Origin of the sequence: Mycetocola tolaasinivorans, from assembly GCF_003667565.1 — a bacterium.
GTDB lineage: Bacteria > Actinomycetota > Actinomycetes > Actinomycetales > Microbacteriaceae > Mycetocola > Mycetocola tolaasinivorans.
This window is the reverse complement of sequence record NZ_RCUX01000001.1, coordinates 339,825-355,113: the sequence shown is the minus strand read 5'-3', so window position 1 is coordinate 355,113 and position 15,289 is coordinate 339,825. Positions and strand designations below refer to the sequence as shown.

At 65.9% G+C, this 15,289-nt stretch carries 12 protein-coding genes; 4 read left to right on the top strand and 8 right to left on the bottom strand.

Going from position 1 to position 15,289, the window contains the following annotated elements; genetic code table 11:
* Window positions 1-58: 58 nt before the first annotated feature.
* On the bottom strand, window positions 59-736 hold the full coding sequence (locus D9V32_RS01610) for a lysophospholipid acyltransferase family protein (RefSeq protein ID WP_121647141.1): 678 nt from the start codon (window positions 734-736) through the stop codon (window positions 59-61).
* A 109-nt stretch (window positions 737-845) separates the two neighbouring features.
* On the bottom strand, window positions 846-1,805 hold the full coding sequence (locus D9V32_RS01605; RefSeq protein ID WP_121647140.1) for an ROK family glucokinase: 960 nt from the start codon (window positions 1,803-1,805) through the stop codon (window positions 846-848).
* A 205-nt stretch (window positions 1,806-2,010) separates the two neighbouring features.
* Between D9V32_RS01605 and D9V32_RS01600 the strand changes: the two genes are divergently transcribed.
* Window positions 2,011-3,834: an AMP-dependent synthetase/ligase gene (locus D9V32_RS01600; RefSeq protein ID WP_121647139.1), complete on the top strand. Its 1,824-nt coding sequence runs from the start codon at window positions 2,011-2,013 to the stop codon at window positions 3,832-3,834.
* Window positions 3,835-3,899: 65 nt separating this feature from the next.
* On the opposite strand, the gene def is transcribed toward D9V32_RS01600, so the two are convergent.
* The 3 genes from def to D9V32_RS01585 all read right to left on the bottom strand — a co-directional run bounded on the left by def (window position 3,900) and on the right by D9V32_RS01585 (window position 10,484).
* The gene (def, locus tag D9V32_RS01595; RefSeq protein WP_121647138.1) at window positions 3,900-4,391 is read right to left on the bottom strand and encodes a peptide deformylase; all 492 of its coding nucleotides are present in this window, start codon (window positions 4,389-4,391) and stop codon (window positions 3,900-3,902) included.
* Window positions 4,388-7,000, bottom strand: coding sequence for a MinD/ParA family ATP-binding protein (locus D9V32_RS16355; RefSeq protein WP_220700631.1), 2,613 nt, complete (start codon window positions 6,998-7,000; stop codon window positions 4,388-4,390). The genes def and D9V32_RS16355 overlap by 4 nt, the downstream gene beginning before the upstream one ends.
* A 76-nt stretch (window positions 7,001-7,076) precedes the next feature.
* A complete protein-coding gene (locus D9V32_RS01585; RefSeq protein WP_121647137.1) occupies window positions 7,077-10,484 on the bottom strand; it encodes a pyruvate carboxylase in 3,408 nt (1,135 codons plus the stop codon).
* An 85-nt stretch (window positions 10,485-10,569) separates the two neighbouring features.
* Between D9V32_RS01585 and D9V32_RS01580 the strand changes: the two genes are divergently transcribed.
* Window positions 10,570-11,415, top strand: a complete 846-nt coding sequence (locus D9V32_RS01580) for a ParA family protein (RefSeq protein WP_121647136.1) — start codon at window positions 10,570-10,572, stop codon at window positions 11,413-11,415.
* 332 nt (window positions 11,416-11,747) lie between these two features.
* On the opposite strand, the gene D9V32_RS01575 is transcribed toward D9V32_RS01580, so the two are convergent.
* The 3 genes from D9V32_RS01575 to D9V32_RS01565 all read right to left on the bottom strand — a co-directional run bounded on the left by D9V32_RS01575 (window position 11,748) and on the right by D9V32_RS01565 (window position 13,763).
* Window positions 11,748-12,296: a MerR family transcriptional regulator gene (locus D9V32_RS01575; protein ID WP_121647135.1), complete on the bottom strand. Its 549-nt coding sequence runs from the start codon at window positions 12,294-12,296 to the stop codon at window positions 11,748-11,750.
* Between the two features lie 234 nt (window positions 12,297-12,530).
* Window positions 12,531-13,232, bottom strand: a complete 702-nt coding sequence (gene ftsR / locus D9V32_RS01570; RefSeq protein ID WP_121647216.1) for a transcriptional regulator FtsR — start codon at window positions 13,230-13,232, stop codon at window positions 12,531-12,533.
* Window positions 13,233-13,295: 63 nt separating this feature from the next.
* Complete coding sequence (locus D9V32_RS01565; protein WP_121647215.1) at window positions 13,296-13,763, bottom strand: FHA domain-containing protein; 468 nt, start codon at window positions 13,761-13,763, stop codon at window positions 13,296-13,298.
* An 835-nt stretch (window positions 13,764-14,598) separates the two neighbouring features.
* On the opposite strand from D9V32_RS01565, the gene D9V32_RS01560 reads away from it, so the two are divergent.
* Both D9V32_RS01560 and D9V32_RS01555 read left to right on the top strand, forming a co-directional pair.
* Window positions 14,599-14,802, top strand: coding sequence for a cold-shock protein (locus tag D9V32_RS01560; RefSeq protein WP_121647134.1), 204 nt, complete (start codon window positions 14,599-14,601; stop codon window positions 14,800-14,802).
* Window positions 14,803-14,891: 89 nt separating this feature from the next.
* On the top strand, window positions 14,892-15,272 hold the full coding sequence (locus tag D9V32_RS01555; RefSeq protein WP_121647133.1) for an RNA-binding S4 domain-containing protein: 381 nt from the start codon (window positions 14,892-14,894) through the stop codon (window positions 15,270-15,272).
* Window positions 15,273-15,289 lie beyond the last annotated feature (17 nt).

Genomic DNA, 15,289 nt, shown 5'->3' with positions numbered 1-15,289 from the left:
GTCTACGGTCTTTCCTGGCCGACCAATTGGGGGCCAGCGATACCCAGCCTAGCGGGTGTTAGGGGGTCTTGTTTTTCATGGTCGTTGCATAAACGTCCACGTATTCCTGCTTACTCAATCGCTGCATCTCGCTCATCAATTCATCCGTTACCGACCGCAACACAAACCGGTCGTTGGACATTCCCTCGAAGCGGCTGAAGTCGAGCGGCTCCCCGATGATGATGCCGAGGCGACGCGGCCGCGGGATCACGGTACCGATGGGCTGTGCCTTCTCGGTATCGATCATGGCCACCGGAATCACGGGTACCCCGGACTCCAGGACCATTCGGGCAACACCGGTGCGGCCACGATACATTCGGCCGTCCGGACTGCGGGTTCCCTCCGGGTAAATGCCCAGGAGGTCTCCCCCGCCGAGCACACGCAGGCCGGTGTTCAGTGCGGCCTCGGAGGCCTTACCGCCCGAGCGGTCGATCGGCAGCTGCCCGGTCGAGAGCATGAAGTGCTTGATCAGCCACCCCTTGAGCCCCCGTCCGGTGAAGTAGTCGCTCTTGGCGAGGAAGGTCACCCGGCGGCGCAGATACAGCGGCAGGAAGATCGAGTCGACCACCGAGAGGTGGTTGCTCGCGAGGATCGCGGCACCGTGAGTGGGCACGTTTTCGGCCCCCACGACCCAGACCCGAAACAGGGGCTTGAGTAGCGGGGCAATGATGAAGAGCTTCATGAACCGATAAAACATGGGGACCTTTTCTCGGATGCCGGATTGTTCGAGCATAGCGTGTGGACCTCAAAACAGACGTGCGCCCGGGAGCCAAAGCCCCCGGGCGCACATCGTCAGACGGTACGCGCTAGGCGGGGGTACCCTCGGCATATCGGCGAGCGATGTCCGCTGCGCCGACGACGCCGGCGTCGTTGACGAGCTCGGCGATGACGAAGGTGGCCTCGGGGTGATAGCCGTGGGCCGGGTGGTGCGCGCGATATGCCTCGCGGATCGGACCGAGCAGGTCTTCTCCGGCCTGGGCGACGCCGCCGCCAATGACGAACAGCTGCGGGTCCAGCACGGCACCCAGCGATGCGGCCGCGGTACCGATGTAGGTGCCGAGGATGCGCAGGGCCTCGAGGGCACCCGCGTCCTTGGCCTCGAGCAGGCCGGCGATCAGCGTGCCGTTCAGGCCGCCGTTTTCGGCGCGAACACGGGCCAGCTCGGCTCCAATGCCCTCGGCCTGGGTGTCCGCGATGTCCTCGCAGTAGCGCTGCAGTGCACGACCCGAACCGTAGGGCTCGAAGCAGCCCTTGACGCCGCAACCGCACTCGATGCCGTCCGGAATCAGGCGAATATGGCCGAGCTCGCCGCCCACACCAAACCCGCCGCGCAGCAGGCGGTCATTGAGGACAACCGCGCCACCGACACCGGTGCCGATGGTCAGCATGACCATGTCACTGGTGAGTGCGCCAGCACCGTGTACAAATTCCGCCCAGCCGGCGGCGTTGGCATCGTTTTCGATGATCGTGGGCACGTTGATGCGCGCCTGCAGCTTGTCCCGGAAGGGTTCGTTACGCCACGCGAGGTTCGGTGCGTAGTAGATTTCGGACTGCGCGGCATCGATAAAGCCCGCGGCGGCAACGCCCACGGCGCCCACCTCGAACTCGGTACGCAGGTCTTCAACCATTGCGACAACGGCGTCCTCAATGCTCTTCACGTCCGACGCGTCAGTGGGCACGCGACGGGCGGCAAGAATCTTGCCCTGCTCATCAACGACCGCACCCGCGATCTTCGTGCCACCAATGTCGATACCGACTGCATACATACTGCGCAGAACCTTTCCTCGGGTGTGTCTGGGTATTAACGCCCGGGTCGAGTTTAGTGCCCCTCGAGCCGCGCTTCATGACCACGCCGCGATTCGGCAAAACGTTCATGATTATGGCCGGGTCTCGGAAAGCCTTCTCCCGAACCCCTGTTTTGAGAACTAAGCTTGGGTGTACCCGATTCCAACAGGTACCAAAGGAGATACCGTGGCTCAGATCGAGATACCCGCCGTCGTCCCCGCAGATCCGGAAGCCAACACCTCAGATTTGCTGGTTGAACGAGTAAGACTCACCCCAGACCGTGCGCTCTTCGCCGTTCCCCGCGGTGAAAACGAGTGGGTGGACATAAGCGCCGCCGAATTCATGGACCGTGTAACGGCCCTCGCCAAGGGCCTCGTTGCCGCCGGGATCGAACCCGGCCAGAAGATCGGCCTGCTCGCCAAGACCCGCTATGAGTGGACCCTGATCGACTTTGCGACCTGGTTCGCGGGGGCCATCCTGGTTCCGATTTACGAGACCAGCTCCCCCAGCCAGATCCAGTGGATCCTCAGCGATTCGGGTGCCACCGCACTGATCCTCGAGAGCCCGGAACACTTCGCGAAGTTCGACGAGGTTCACCCGGACCTCCCCGAAATTGGCCCGGTCTGGCAGATGCACCTGGGCGCGCTGGAGAAGCTCATCGTGGCCGGTGCCGAGGTGCCGGATGAGGAGATCGAGCGTCGCCGTAACCTCGCCCGCGGTGAAGACATCGCAACCCTGATCTACACCTCCGGCTCCACCGGCCGCCCCAAGGGCTGCATCATCACCCACTCGAACTTCGTTGAGCTCTCGCGCAACGCCGCCGTCGGCCTCGCCGACGTCGTCAACACCCCCGGGGCCTCGACGCTGTTGTTCATCACCACGGCTCACGTGTTCGCGCGCTTCATCTCGATCCTGACCGTGCACTCGGGTGTCAAGACCGGCCACCAGCCGGACACGACGAAGCTCGTGGAGTCGCTCGGCTCGTTCCACCCGACCTTCCTCCTGGCCGTCCCGCGCGTGTTCGAGAAGGTTTACAACTCGGCCGAGCAGAAGGCCGAGGCCGGCGGAAAGGGCAAGATCTTCCGTAAGGCCGCCGATACCGCCGTCGAGTACTCGAAGGCACTCGAGGCCGGCAAGATTCCGTTTGGCCTGAAGGTGCGCTTCGCTCTCTTCGACCGTCTGGTGTTCAGCAAGCTGCGCGCGGCCATGGGTGGCCGAATCGAATACGCCGTCTCCGGATCGGCACCGCTCGGCCCGCGCCTCGGCCACTTCTTCCACGCACTCGGCATCACGATCCTCGAGGGCTACGGCCTCACCGAGACCACCGCCCCCGCGACCGTCAACCGCACCGACAGCGCCCGAATCGGCACCGTCGGCATCCCGCTGCCGGGTAACGCGATTCGCATCGCAGAGGACGGCGAGGTCGAGGTACAGGGCGTGTGCGTCTTCGGCGGCTACTGGAAGAATCCCGAGGCCACCGCGGACACCTTCAACGAGGGCTGGTTCCGTACCGGTGACCTCGGCACCCTCGATGCGGACGGCTACCTGCGCATCACCGGTCGCAAGAAGGAGATCATCGTGACCGCCGGCGGAAAGAACGTCGCCCCGGCCGCTCTCGAAGATCCCATCCGCGCAAACCCGCTGGTCAGCCAGGTCGTTGTTGTGGGCGATCAGCGCCCCTTCATCTCGGCCCTGGTCACGCTCGACCGCGACATGCTCCCGACCTGGCTCGGCAACAACGGGCAGGATGCCAGCATGGACATCGCCCAGGCCGCGACCAACCCGGCCGTACTGGCCGAGGTGCAGCGCGCGGTGGATGCCGCCAACACGCAGGTCTCGCGGGCGGAGTCGATCCGCAAGTTCGTGATCCTCGGTACCGAGTTCACCGAGGACGGCGGCCACCTGACCCCGAAGATGAGCATCAAGCGCGGCGAAATCCTGCACGACTTCGCCGGCGTTATCGACGGAATCTACGCGAAGACCCCGACCCAGAGCGTCTCGCTGCCGTAGCGGAACGCACAAAAAAACCGTGGCCAACCCGAATCGGGTTGGCCACGGTTTTTTGGTTTTCGCGGCTAGAACCAGGAGCTCTCGCGGACCTCACGCATCGCCGTGCGACGGTTTTCCTTGCTCAGGCGGTCGAGGTAGAGCATCCCGTTGAGGTGATCGGTCTCGTGCTGGAGCGCCTGCGCAAGCAGCCCCTCACCGGAGATCGTGATCGGGTTGCCGTCGAGGTCAATACCGGTCACCGTGGCACGCTCATAGCGCGGGGTGGGGAACCAGAGGTCGGGCACCGAGAGGCAGCCCTCCCCCACCTCGACCAACTCGCCGGCCAGTTCCACGATCTCGGGATTGATCACGTACCCGATCACGCCGTCCACGTTGTAGCTAAACGCACGCAGGTTGACGCCGATCTGGCACGCGGCAACGCCCGCCCGACCCGGCAGCTTCACCGAATCGACGAGGTCACGAATGAGTCCGCGGGCGCGCTCGTCAATGTCGACGATCGGGTCGGAGACGGTCTTGAGGACGGGATCACCGAAGATTCGGATCTCGCGTTCACTCAACGCCCGTTCTCCCGTCCTGCCGGCAGGCCCTCAACCACGGCCGCGGCGAGCTTGCGCGCGGCCAGACGGGTCTCGGGCAGCAGGTTAGCGAACGAGATCGCCGAGCCGGCGGCCAGCTGCGGGTCGTAGGGCAGGTGCACCAGGGCACGCACACGGGAGGCGAAGTGGCGATCGATCTCCTCGATCTTCACCAGGCGGCTGTTCGGCGTCGTGGCATTCACCACGACGATGGCATTGCGCACGAGCTCCTCGTGGCCGTTGACCTCGAGCCAGCTGAGGGTCTCCGAGGCGAGCTTTGCGTCATCGACGCTCCCGCCGGTGACCACGATGATCGAGTCCGCACGGCCCAGGGTGGCCTTCATCACCGAGTGCACGATGCCGGTGCCGCAGTCGGTCAGGATGAGCGAGTAGTACTGCGCCGCGAGGTCGGCAACGGCGGTGTAGTCCTCCTCGTTGAAGGCCTCGGACAGGTGCGGGTCGGTGTCGGATGCCAGAACGTCGAGGCGGGTTTCGTCGCGCGCTACGCGGTCCGAGAACTCGTTGTAACCCACGATGGCATCGGCATCACGCACGACGTCACGCACGGTGTAGCGGCTCTGGTGGGCGATGCGCTCGGCCAGGGTACCGCGGTCCGGGTTGGCGTCGATCGCGATCACACGGTCACTCCGCGAGTCGGCGAGGGCCATACCCAGCAGGGCGGTGACGGTGGTCTTGCCCACGCCGCCCTTACGGGTCAGTACCGGCACGAAGCGCGCCTCGCCCCCCAGGGTGCGACCAATCTTGGAGTCAAGGTCCTTGCGCTCACGCACGGCCTTGGCATCACCGACATTGATCAGGTGGCCGGATGCGTTGTACAGCAGCGACTGCCAGAAGCCCTCGGGGGCGCGGCGGGTCGACGGACGCGACTCGAGCAGGCGGTCGGCGGTGAGCAGCGATGCGGCCTCGGGGCCGGCGACCTTACCCTGCTGCTGAATGCCGCCCGGGCGGGCGGCGGAGACCACAGCGGAGGACACCGGGACGGGGATCTCCCCGGTCGGGCGTACCACGCTCTGTACACCGGTGGTGGTGATTCCTGCAGCGCTCTTCTTCTCGGCGGTGGTCGGGGCTGACTTTTCGGTCATTTCCTGGCTTTCGTCGTTGGGGTCCGCGGATTCCGCGGACGGGTTATCGACCGTATCGGCGGAGCCGCGGTCGGTCACGTATTCGGGGTCCGAGGAGGACTCTACGTCGGCGGACTCGTCGGTGCGCGGGGCGGCACCGGTTTCGGAGTCGGTCGTGTCGGAGTCGGTCGTGTCGGCGTCGGTCGATTCGGCGTCGATATCCGAGGCCTCGGTCGCGTCCTCGTCCTCGTCCGCGTCCTCAACGATGTCGGCGTCCTCGATGTCCTCTTCGGCCGCCACTTCCGCGGCTAAACGGGCGGCCTCGGCTGCACGTTCTTCCTCGGCCACACGAGCTTCCTCAGCCACGCGGGCTTCCTCGGCAGCACGTTCTTCCTCGGCCACGCGGGCTTCCTCGGCCACACGTTCGGCCTCGCGGAGAGCCTCTTCTGCCACGCGAGCTTCCTCAGCAAGACGCTCAGCCTCGGCCACACGTTCAGCCTCGGCGGCGCGAGCCGCGTCGAGGGTCTGCTGCTTCTGCTCCGCGATACGGGCGGCCTTCGCCTCCTTGGCGAGGCGCTTCTGCTCGAGCTTTGCCTCTCGGGCCAGCCGCTTTTCCTCGGCCACACGCGCCTGTTCGGCCTCGCGGGCCTGCTTCTTCTCCTCGGCGAGGCGGGCGGCCTCGGCGACGCGGGCCTCCTCGGCCAGGCGCGCTTCCTCCGCCAGACGTTCGGCCTCGGCGAGACGGGCCTCCTCGGCGATGCGAGCCTGCTCGGCCTCTTCGGCCAGGCGGGCCTCCTCGGCCACACGCTCGGCCTCGGCGATGCGAGCCTCCTCGGCCAGGCGTTCAGCCTCGGCTTCCGCAGCGATCCGCTGCTCCTCGGCGAGGCGTTCAGCCTCAGCCGCCGCACGCTCCTCGGCGGCGATACGCTCGGCCTCGGCCTGCTCGGCACGGGCTCGTTCGGCTTCCGCGGTCGCGCGCTCCTCCTCGGCCACGCGCTCGGCCTCCGCTTCCGCGGCAATTCGCTCCTCTTCGGCCACACGCTCAGCCTCAGCCTCAGCGGCAATTCGCTCGTCTTCGGCCACGCGCTCGGCCTCAGCCTGCGCAGCCGCGCGCTCCTCTTCGGCAATGCGCTCAGCTTCGGCCTGGGCGGCCGCGCGCTCCTCCTCGGCCACGCGCTCGGCCTCGGCCTCGTCGGCCAGGCGCTGTTCTTCGGCGAGGCGGTCGGCCTCGATCTGCTCGGCGAGGGCGATCTCCGCGGCGGCTTCGGCCGCGTGCAGGTCATCCACCGAGAGCGGGCTCGGGCGCTCCGCAGAGTCGGCGTCGAAGTCGCCGTCTCCGCTCACGAGGTCGTCCTCGAGGACGTCCTCATCAAAATCATCCTCGTCGGCGTACTGCGCGAGCGCCGCGCCGACGGGGATCGAAACCGTAGCCGGTGCCGCAACGCTGAGCGTTACGGCACCGGGATCGAGTTCATCGATCGGGGGTACGTCAATTTCGTGCTCGTCCATGGCAGCGCCATTATCGGCCTGTGGTGCCATTGTCCTTCGCCTCCAGCTCTGGGAGCACGAACCGGGTGGCTCGTGCCTAAGCGCTCGCGCTGATCACTACGATCAGGTCGCCGGCTTCCACCTGCTGGGTACCGGTAATTGCGAGACGCTCAATTTTGCCAGAAATCGATGCCGTGATTGCGGCTTCCATCTTCATCGCTTCAATCGAGGCAACCGGGGTGCCGGCGTCCACAACATCACCAATCTGACCCTTAAGAGTAACAACTCCGGAGAACGGCGCCGCAACGTGGGCGGGGTTGTTCGGATCTGCCTTCTCTGCGGCGACGGTTTCCACGGTGATCGACCGGTCCCGAATGAAGACCGGACGCAGCTGACCGTTGAGGATCGTCATGACCGTCCGCACACCCTTGGGGTCGGGTGCACCGATGGCCTCCAGGCCCGCGTACAGACGCACACCCTTCGAGAACTCAACGATGTGCTCCTCGCCGGCCTCCAGGCCGTAGAGGTAGTCCAGGGTCGCCAGGATCGACAGATCACCGTACTGCTCGCGGCTGCGCTCGTAGCTCGCGGTCGGGGCCGGGAACAGCAGGCGGTTCAGCGTGGAGCGACGCTCCTCGGAGGTACCGTCCAGCAGGGCGGCGTCCTCGGCCGAGACCTCGGCGATCGAGATGTCCACGTGACGACCGGCCAGCACCTTGGTGCGGAAGGGCTCGGGCCAGCCACCGGGCAGGTCGCCCAGTTCGCCGGCCATGAAGCCAACCACGGAGTCCGGGATGTCGTACTTCTCGGGGTTCTGCTCGAAGTCCGCCGGATCGGCCTTGACCGCCGCGAGGTGCAGCGCCAGGTCGCCCACAACCTTGGAAGACGGGGTGACCTTGGGCACGCGCCCCAGGATGCGGTTCGCCTCGGCGTAGAGGTCCTCGATCAGCTCGAAGTCGTCGGCGAGGCCGAGCGCGATGGCCTGCTGACGCAGGTTCGAGAGCTGACCACCCGGGATCTCGTGGCGGTACACGCGGCCGGTCGGGCCCGGCAGGCCGGATTCGAACGGCTTGTACACGTGGCGCACTGCTTCCCAGTAGGGCTCAAGGTCGCTGACCGCGGCCAGCGAGATGCCGGCGTCACGCTCGGTGTGGGCGAGCGCGGCTACGAGGGCCGAGATCGACGGCTGACTGGTGGTGCCCGACATCGGGGCGCTGGCCACGTCGACCGCGTCCGCACCGGCCTGAGAGGCCGCCAGGAGGGTCGCCAGCTGGCCGCCAGCGGTGTCGTGGGTGTGGACCACTACCGGCACATCAAAACGCTCACGCAGGGCGCTCACGAGCTTCGTGGCCGCCGCGGGGCGCAGCAGGCCCGCCATGTCCTTGATCGCGAGCTGGTGGGCACCGGCGTCGACGATCTGCTGGGCCAGGTTCAGGTAGTAATCGAGGGTGTAGAGATCCTCGTTGGGGTCCAGCAGGTCGCCGGTGTAGCACAGGGCAACCTGGGCCACGGCGGTCTTGGTCGCCAGGACCGCGTCGATCGCGGGACGCATCTGCTCGACGTCGTTCAGGGCGTCGAAGATGCGGAAGATGTCCACACCGCTCTCGGCAGCCTCACGCACGAAGGCGTCGGTGACCGAGGTGGGGTACGGCGTGTAACCCACGGTGTTGCGGCCGCGCAGCAGCATCTGGATCGCGACGTTCGGCAGGGCCTCGCGCAGCTTGACCAGACGCTCCCAGGGGTCTTCCCCGAGGAAGCGCAGCGCGACGTCGTAGGTCGCGCCACCCCAGGCCTCAACCGAGACCAGCTGCGGGGTCATCCGCGCCACGTAGGGTGCAACCGCGACCAGGTCACGGGTACGCACGCGGGTCGCGAGCAGCGACTGGTGAGCGTCGCGGAAGGTGGTGTCGGTCACGCCCAGGGCGGTCTGCGCGCGCAGCTCGGCCGAGAACTGAACCGGGCCCACCTCGAGCAGACGCTGACGCGAGCCGGCGGGTGCCGGGATGGTCAGGTCCAGCGCGGGCAGCTTCTCGGCCGGGTCGATGGTCGAGGGGCGAGGACCGTAGGGCTTGTTGACGGTGACGTCGGCGAGCCAGTTCAGGATCTTCGTTCCGCGGTCCTTCGACACGCGACCGGCCAGCAGCTGGGGGCGCTCGTCGATGAAGGAGGTGCTCAGGTCGCCGACCTCGAAGGACGGGTCATCCAGCACGGCCTGCAGGAACGGGATGTTCGTGGAGACACCGCGAATGCGGAACTCGGCGAGGGCGCGACGGGCGCGGATGACCGCGGCACCGAAGTCGCGGCCACGGCAGGTGAGCTTCGCGAGCATCGAGTCGAAGTGGGGGCTGATCTGCGCACCCGGGTTGATGGTTCCACCGTCGAGGCGGATACCGCCACCACCCGGGGAGCGGTAGGTGGTGATCTTGCCGGTGTCGGGACGGAAGCCCTGGGTGGGGTCCTCGGTGGTGATGCGGCACTGCAGGGCGGCACCGCGGATGACCAGGGTGTCCTGGTCGAGGCCGAGGTCGCTCAGGGTCTCTCCCGAGGCAATCCGCATCTGCGACTGCACGAGGTCCACGTCGGTGATTTCCTCGGTGACGGTGTGCTCAACCTGAATACGCGGGTTCATCTCGATGAACACGTGCTGGCCCGCGCGCGCCCCGGCGGTGTCCACCAGGAACTCCACGGTGCCGGCGTTGGCGTAGTTGATCGACTTGGCGAACGCCACGGCATCGCGGTAGAGGGCCTGACGCAGCTCCTCGGTGATGTTCGGGGCCGGTGCGATCTCGACAACCTTCTGGTTGCGGCGCTGCACCGAGCAGTCGCGCTCGAACAGGTGCATCACGTTGCCCTGCTCATCGGCGAGAATCTGAACCTCGATGTGACGCGGGCGCAGCACGGCCTGCTCGAGGAACATCGTCGGGTCACCAAACGCGCTGTCGGCCTCGTGCATGGCCTCCTCGAGCGCGGGACGCAGCTCGGCGAGGGTCTCGACGCGGCGCATACCGCGTCCACCACCACCGGCGACGGCCTTGGCGAAGAGCGGGAAGCCCACACCCTCGGCTCCGGCGAGGAGCTCCTCGATGTCGCGCGAGGCGGGGGTGGAAACCAGGACCGGAACGCCCGCCGCGATGGCGTGCTCCTTCGCGGTCACCTTGTTACCGGCCATCTCCAGCACGTTGTTGGCCGGACCGATGAACTTGATACCGTGAGCGGCGGCCTGGGCGGCGAGCTCGGGGTTCTCCGAGAGGAAGCCGTATCCGGGGTAAATGGCGTCCGCGCCACTCTCCAGTGCCACGCGAATAATTTCGGACACATCCAGGTAGGCGCGTACGGGGTGGCCCTTTTCGCCAATCTGGTACGCCTCATCGGCCTTGAGTCGGTGCATCGAGTTGCGGTCTTCGTAGGGGAATACGGCGACCGTCTGGGCACCCAACTCATACGCGGCGCGGAAGGCGCGGATCGCGATCTCTCCGCGGTTCGCCACGAGAATCTTCTGGAACATGTAACCCTTTCTGGCAGCGGGGCCTACCTGATCTTTCAGGCGAGTCTTAGGTGTTGACAGCTTAGTGAAGGTAATATCTATTTTCGTGCATGTACTTAGCGTTTCTAGCCTCAAGGGCGGCGTCGGGAAAACTACGGTTAGTCTCGGCCTCGCCTCCGCCGCCTTCGCTAAGGGCGTCCGGACACTGGTGGTTGATCTCGACCCCCAGTCCGACGTCTCAACGGGGATGGACATCGCGGTGGCCGGTCGACTCAATGTAGCGGATGTTTTGGCGTCCCCCAAAGAGAAGACCGTTCGCCAGGCGATCGCGCCCTCAGGTTGGACAAAAACCCACCCCGGAACCCTTGACGTGTTGATCGGCAGCCCGTCTGCCATCAACTTCGACGGCCCCCACCCCTCGATCCGAGACATCTGGAAGCTTGAGGAGGCCCTGGCCTACGTCGAGGATGACTACGACCTCGTGATCATCGACTGCGCCCCCTCGCTGAACGCGCTCACCCGCACGGCCTGGGCCGCGAGTGACCGCGTCTGCGTGGTGACCGAGCCCGGGCTGTTCTCCGTGGCCGCGGCCGACCGCGCGCTGCGCGCGATCGAGGAGATCCGTCGCGGTCTGAGCCCGCGCCTGCAGCCGCTCGGCATCATCGTCAACCGCGTGCGTTCGCAGTCGATGGAGCACCAGTTCCGCATCAAGGAGCTGCGCGACATGTTCGGCCCGCTGGTGCTCAGCCCGCAGCTGCCCGAGCGCACCTCGCTGCAGCAGGCCCAGGGTGCTGCGAAACCGCTCCACATCTGGCCCGGCGACTCCGCCCAGGAGATGGCAAAGCACTTCGATCAGCTGCTGGAGCGCGTGCTGCGCACCGGCCGCGTGGGCGAATACGCCGACCCGGCGCAGCCCTCGAACAGCCGCGCCGCGGCCATTCAGGCCGACTAAACCACCCTCACTCGATCGCGGGTCCGGGCCATCTGGCCCGGACCCGCGATCTGTTTTTCTGCGTCCGGGCACCCGGCTTCCACCGCGACACGCCGGGAAGCCCCCGCAGCCAGAAAACTCACGGAATCCCCCTTTCGGGGGCGCTGGCACGCGATTTAGGCTCATTTTCGCAAAAACGTGCATCGCTGTCGCGGCCCACGACACGCCGATACCTCGGGCCACAAACCACCCGAGAAAGACCGTCCGCTCGCCCGCTGACAAACAAATATCGCCCACACGGGGTGGGCGATACGGAGCGGCGGGAATCGCCGGCTTGAGGTGGTTCGACGAGCCTAGGACACCGAACGCTTGCGGCGACGCAGCGCGAGTTCATCCGAGGGCTCGTGCTCCTGGCGGTCGAACTCCACCAGGGTGGACTCCACCTCGCGCAGAACCTTGCCCACCGCGATGCCAAACACGCCCTGGCCGCGGCTCACGAGGTCAATAACCTCGTCGTTCGAGGTGCAGAGGTACACCGAGGCACCGTCGCTCATCAGGGTGGTCTGGGCCAGGTCGTGAACACCGGCCTCGCGCAGCTGCTCGACGGCGGTGCGGATCTGCTGCAGCGAAATACCCGTGTCGAGCAGACGCTTCACGAGCTTCAAAACCAGGATGTCACGGAAGCCATAGAGGCGCTGGGTACCGGAACCGGCAGCGCCGCGCACGGTGGGCTCTACCAGTGCCGTGCGGGCCCAGTAGTCAAGCTGACGATAGGTGATCCCGGCCGCGCGTGCGGCGACCGTTCCACGGTAACCGGCGTTCGCGTCGAGCTCCGGAAGACCATCGGTAAACAGCGGGTCAAGGTCGTAGCGCGGGCCAGTGCCCGAACCCGGTTCGTTCATGTGCCCGCTCCCTTCTGCTGACGTTGGCGGGTGACATAACCCACGCTACCGGCAGGCGCGGCCAACTCGGCTTAGGCCCCCCGTTAAGGTGCGGCGTGTCGGAGACAATCGGCTAATCCGTGATCGTTCCGTAATTATTTTGACAGCCCGAGGGTACCGGATCGCCATACTCGGGACCAGTCTAACGCCGGAGCCGCGCTACGAAAAGGGCTGATCAGTACGGCCGACGTGCGGCTAGGGCTGGAGCCGGTCCAGGGCGGCGCGCAGCAGAACCGCGCGCACCCGATCAAATCCCTCGGCGATTTCGCCCGCCTGTTCGGCCGCCTGGGCCCTGCTCGCCGTGTCCGGACGCGCGGCCAAAGAGGACACGGCGCGCTCGATCAGACCCACCTCGCGCTCGATCTGGGCGTGGAAACCGCGCAGGTGCCGCGGCTCAATTCCGCGCTGATGCAGCTGCATGAGCGTGGTCAGCATGGTCGCGGCACCGTCCGGATAGCCTTCGCCGGCGGGGATGAGGCCCGCACTCACGGCCTCGGTCAACAGCGCCGGCGATGCGCCGGTACTGCGCAGGAGCTCCTCACGGGTGAGCCGACGCGACCCCTGCAGGATCGAACCCGCCCCGCCGGGCAGCATCGGGGTGATGCCGTTATCCATATCGCGGAGGTATCCACGAATCACCTTGAGCGGAAGGTAGTGATCGCGCTGCAGCGACAGGATCAGCCGAAGACGCTCGACATCCGCGGGCGAAAACTTCCGATACCCGGATCGGGTGCGCTCCGGAGAGACCAGCCCCTGCTCCTCCAGGAAGCGCAGCTTCGAATTACTGAGATCCGGAAAGTCACCGGATAGCCGCGCGAGTACCTGACCGATGCTCAGGAGGGTTGCGGCGCGCGCCGAGGAACCAGCGCCCGGCGCGGTTCGCCCGCGAGCGCCGATCCCGTCGGTACCTAAGTTTTCTGAACCTTCGGGGTAGGAGTGTGCAGCGTGAGCCGACACGACTTACGCGTCACCCGGGAGACGAACATCGTGACGCGACGGGTAGAAGGTGAGACGGAACTTGCCCACCTGAACCTCGGCACCGTCGTAGAGCTCAACACTCTCGACGCGCTCACCGGCGTGATAGGTGCCATTCAGCGACTTCAGGTCGTGCAGCTCGAAGCCCCCCGCGGCGGTGCGGCGGAACTCGGCGTGCTTACGCGACACGGTGACATCGTCAAGGAAGATGCTGGCGTTGGGGTGTCGACCCACGGTGGAGACGTCGGAATCGAGCAGGAAACGCGCACCCGTGTTGGGGCCGCGACGCACGATCAGCAGCGCAGAGCCCGGGGGAAGCGCACCGATAGCGGCCTGCTCTGCCTCGGAAATCTCGCGGTCGATCGGGGCAACAACGGTGCCCAGGTCCTGACTGTAAGCGGCCGTTGCGTCTACCGCGGGCTCCCCTGCGTCACCGCTTGCGGGCCGGCGCACAAACGACTGCGTGTGCGGGTTTTTGTCTTCGTAAATTGACACCGTGTACCTCCTTCGTCCAGCCTATCGGATCGCGTCGGCCCGCGGGAGCCCATCCGCCGGACATGCCGCATCCCGTCGTTTTCTTCGACTGTTTTTCTAACAGGAGCTATAAAAACGACGCCCGCCACCCCCAACATGCGGGACAGGATTGGCGAAATTCGCCGCGCGACCCGCGGATTTTTGGCAAAACCGGTGTGTTCAACACAGTTCTGCGCTAGTGTGAACGAGCAAGCTCAGTGTGCCGTGCGGTTCACCTCGATGTGCATCGAGGGGGAAGTCCACCGCAGACACACTCCGCACCAACACAGGGCCTCTCCCGGTCAGCACAGAGGGAGGGCCTCGGAAATTAGATGTCACGCACTACCTCGAAGGACCCGGCCACGGTGGCCGCGCGTTCATGGCCGTCTGGGCCCACCCCACAGCAGGGTGTCGCAGTCAGTTGTGCCGATGTCGATCGCGTTCGTAGCGTTTCTGGTGTGCCCCTCCGCGATCATGTCGCGCTGAGCACCTCGCTGCGTGAATCCATCGTGTTGGAAGCTTCCGTCCCCCGCGTCGGCCGTTTTACGGTCGCGCCTTCATACTCGTTCATACGGGGCCAGAGGGGTTTTGGTTTCGGCCAAAACCTGTCAGGATCCTCGGTGAACGTTGTCGCACCGTTGTTGTATTGCACAGGTTTTGGGGCAGTCACGTCTTCTTCGCAAGGCATGATCGCTTTTCTTCAGGAGCTAGCACAGAACACCGCGACGAACCGGTTCGAAACTCGTACCGGGTCACCTAAAGAAAAGAGATAATCATGGCAACTGGAACCGTGAAGTGGTTCAACGCTGAAAAGGGCTTCGGCTTCATCACCCCCGACGACGGTTCGGCTGATGTCTTCGCGCACTACTCGGCAATCGCATCGAGCGGCTTCCGCTCGCTCGACGAGAACCAGCGTGTTGAGTTCGAGACCGTTGCAGGACCCAAGGGTCTGCAGGCCGAGAACATCCGCGGCGTCTAATTCCGCGCACCCCGGTATCCCCGTCATCCACTCGGATGGCGGGGATACCGCTTTAAGCGTTCACTCCCCCGCGGCGATAGGCTGATCTCATGAATACCGAAGGGTCCGTGCGCCTCGACAGCTGGCTCTGGGCCGTACGCCGCTATAAGACGCGCTCCCAGGCCACCACCGCGTGCCGTGCCGGACACGTGCGCGTCAACGGAGACACGGTCAAGGCGTCCACCCAGGTCAAGCTCGGCGATGAGGTGCGGGTGCGCATCGCCGGCTTCGATTCGATCCTCGAGGTCACCGGCCTGATCACCAAGCGTGTGGGCGCACCGGCCGCGGCACTCGCCGCGAAGGACAACACTCCCCCGCGGCCCTCAAAGCTCGAAACCGCCGCACCTATTCTGCGCGATCGTGGTGCCGGGCGCCCAACCAAGCGCGAGCGTCGCGCGCTGGACGACCTGCGGGGCTTCGAGCGCGAGTAGCGCGAGCATAGCGGTAG

Bases quoted from the DNA above. Each gene is read 5' to 3' on its own strand.
- D9V32_RS01610 (WP_121647141.1), bottom strand. From the start codon at position 736: ATGTTTTATCGGTTCATGAAGCTCTTCATCATTGCCCCGCTACTCAAG.
- D9V32_RS01605 (WP_121647140.1), bottom strand. From the start codon at position 1,805: ATGTATGCAGTCGGTATCGACATTGGTGGCACGAAGATCGCGGGTGCG.
- D9V32_RS16355 (WP_220700631.1), bottom strand. From the start codon at position 7,000: ATGGACGAGCACGAAATTGACGTACCCCCGATCGATGAACTCGATCCC.
- D9V32_RS01585 (WP_121647137.1), bottom strand. From the start codon at position 10,484: ATGTTCCAGAAGATTCTCGTGGCGAACCGCGGAGAGATCGCGATCCGC.
- D9V32_RS01575 (WP_121647135.1), bottom strand. From the start codon at position 12,296: ATGAACGAACCGGGTTCGGGCACTGGCCCGCGCTACGACCTTGACCCG.
- D9V32_RS01560 (WP_121647134.1), top strand. From the start codon at position 14,599: ATGGCAACTGGAACCGTGAAGTGGTTCAACGCTGAAAAGGGCTTCGGC.
- D9V32_RS01555 (WP_121647133.1), top strand. From the start codon at position 14,892: ATGAATACCGAAGGGTCCGTGCGCCTCGACAGCTGGCTCTGGGCCGTA.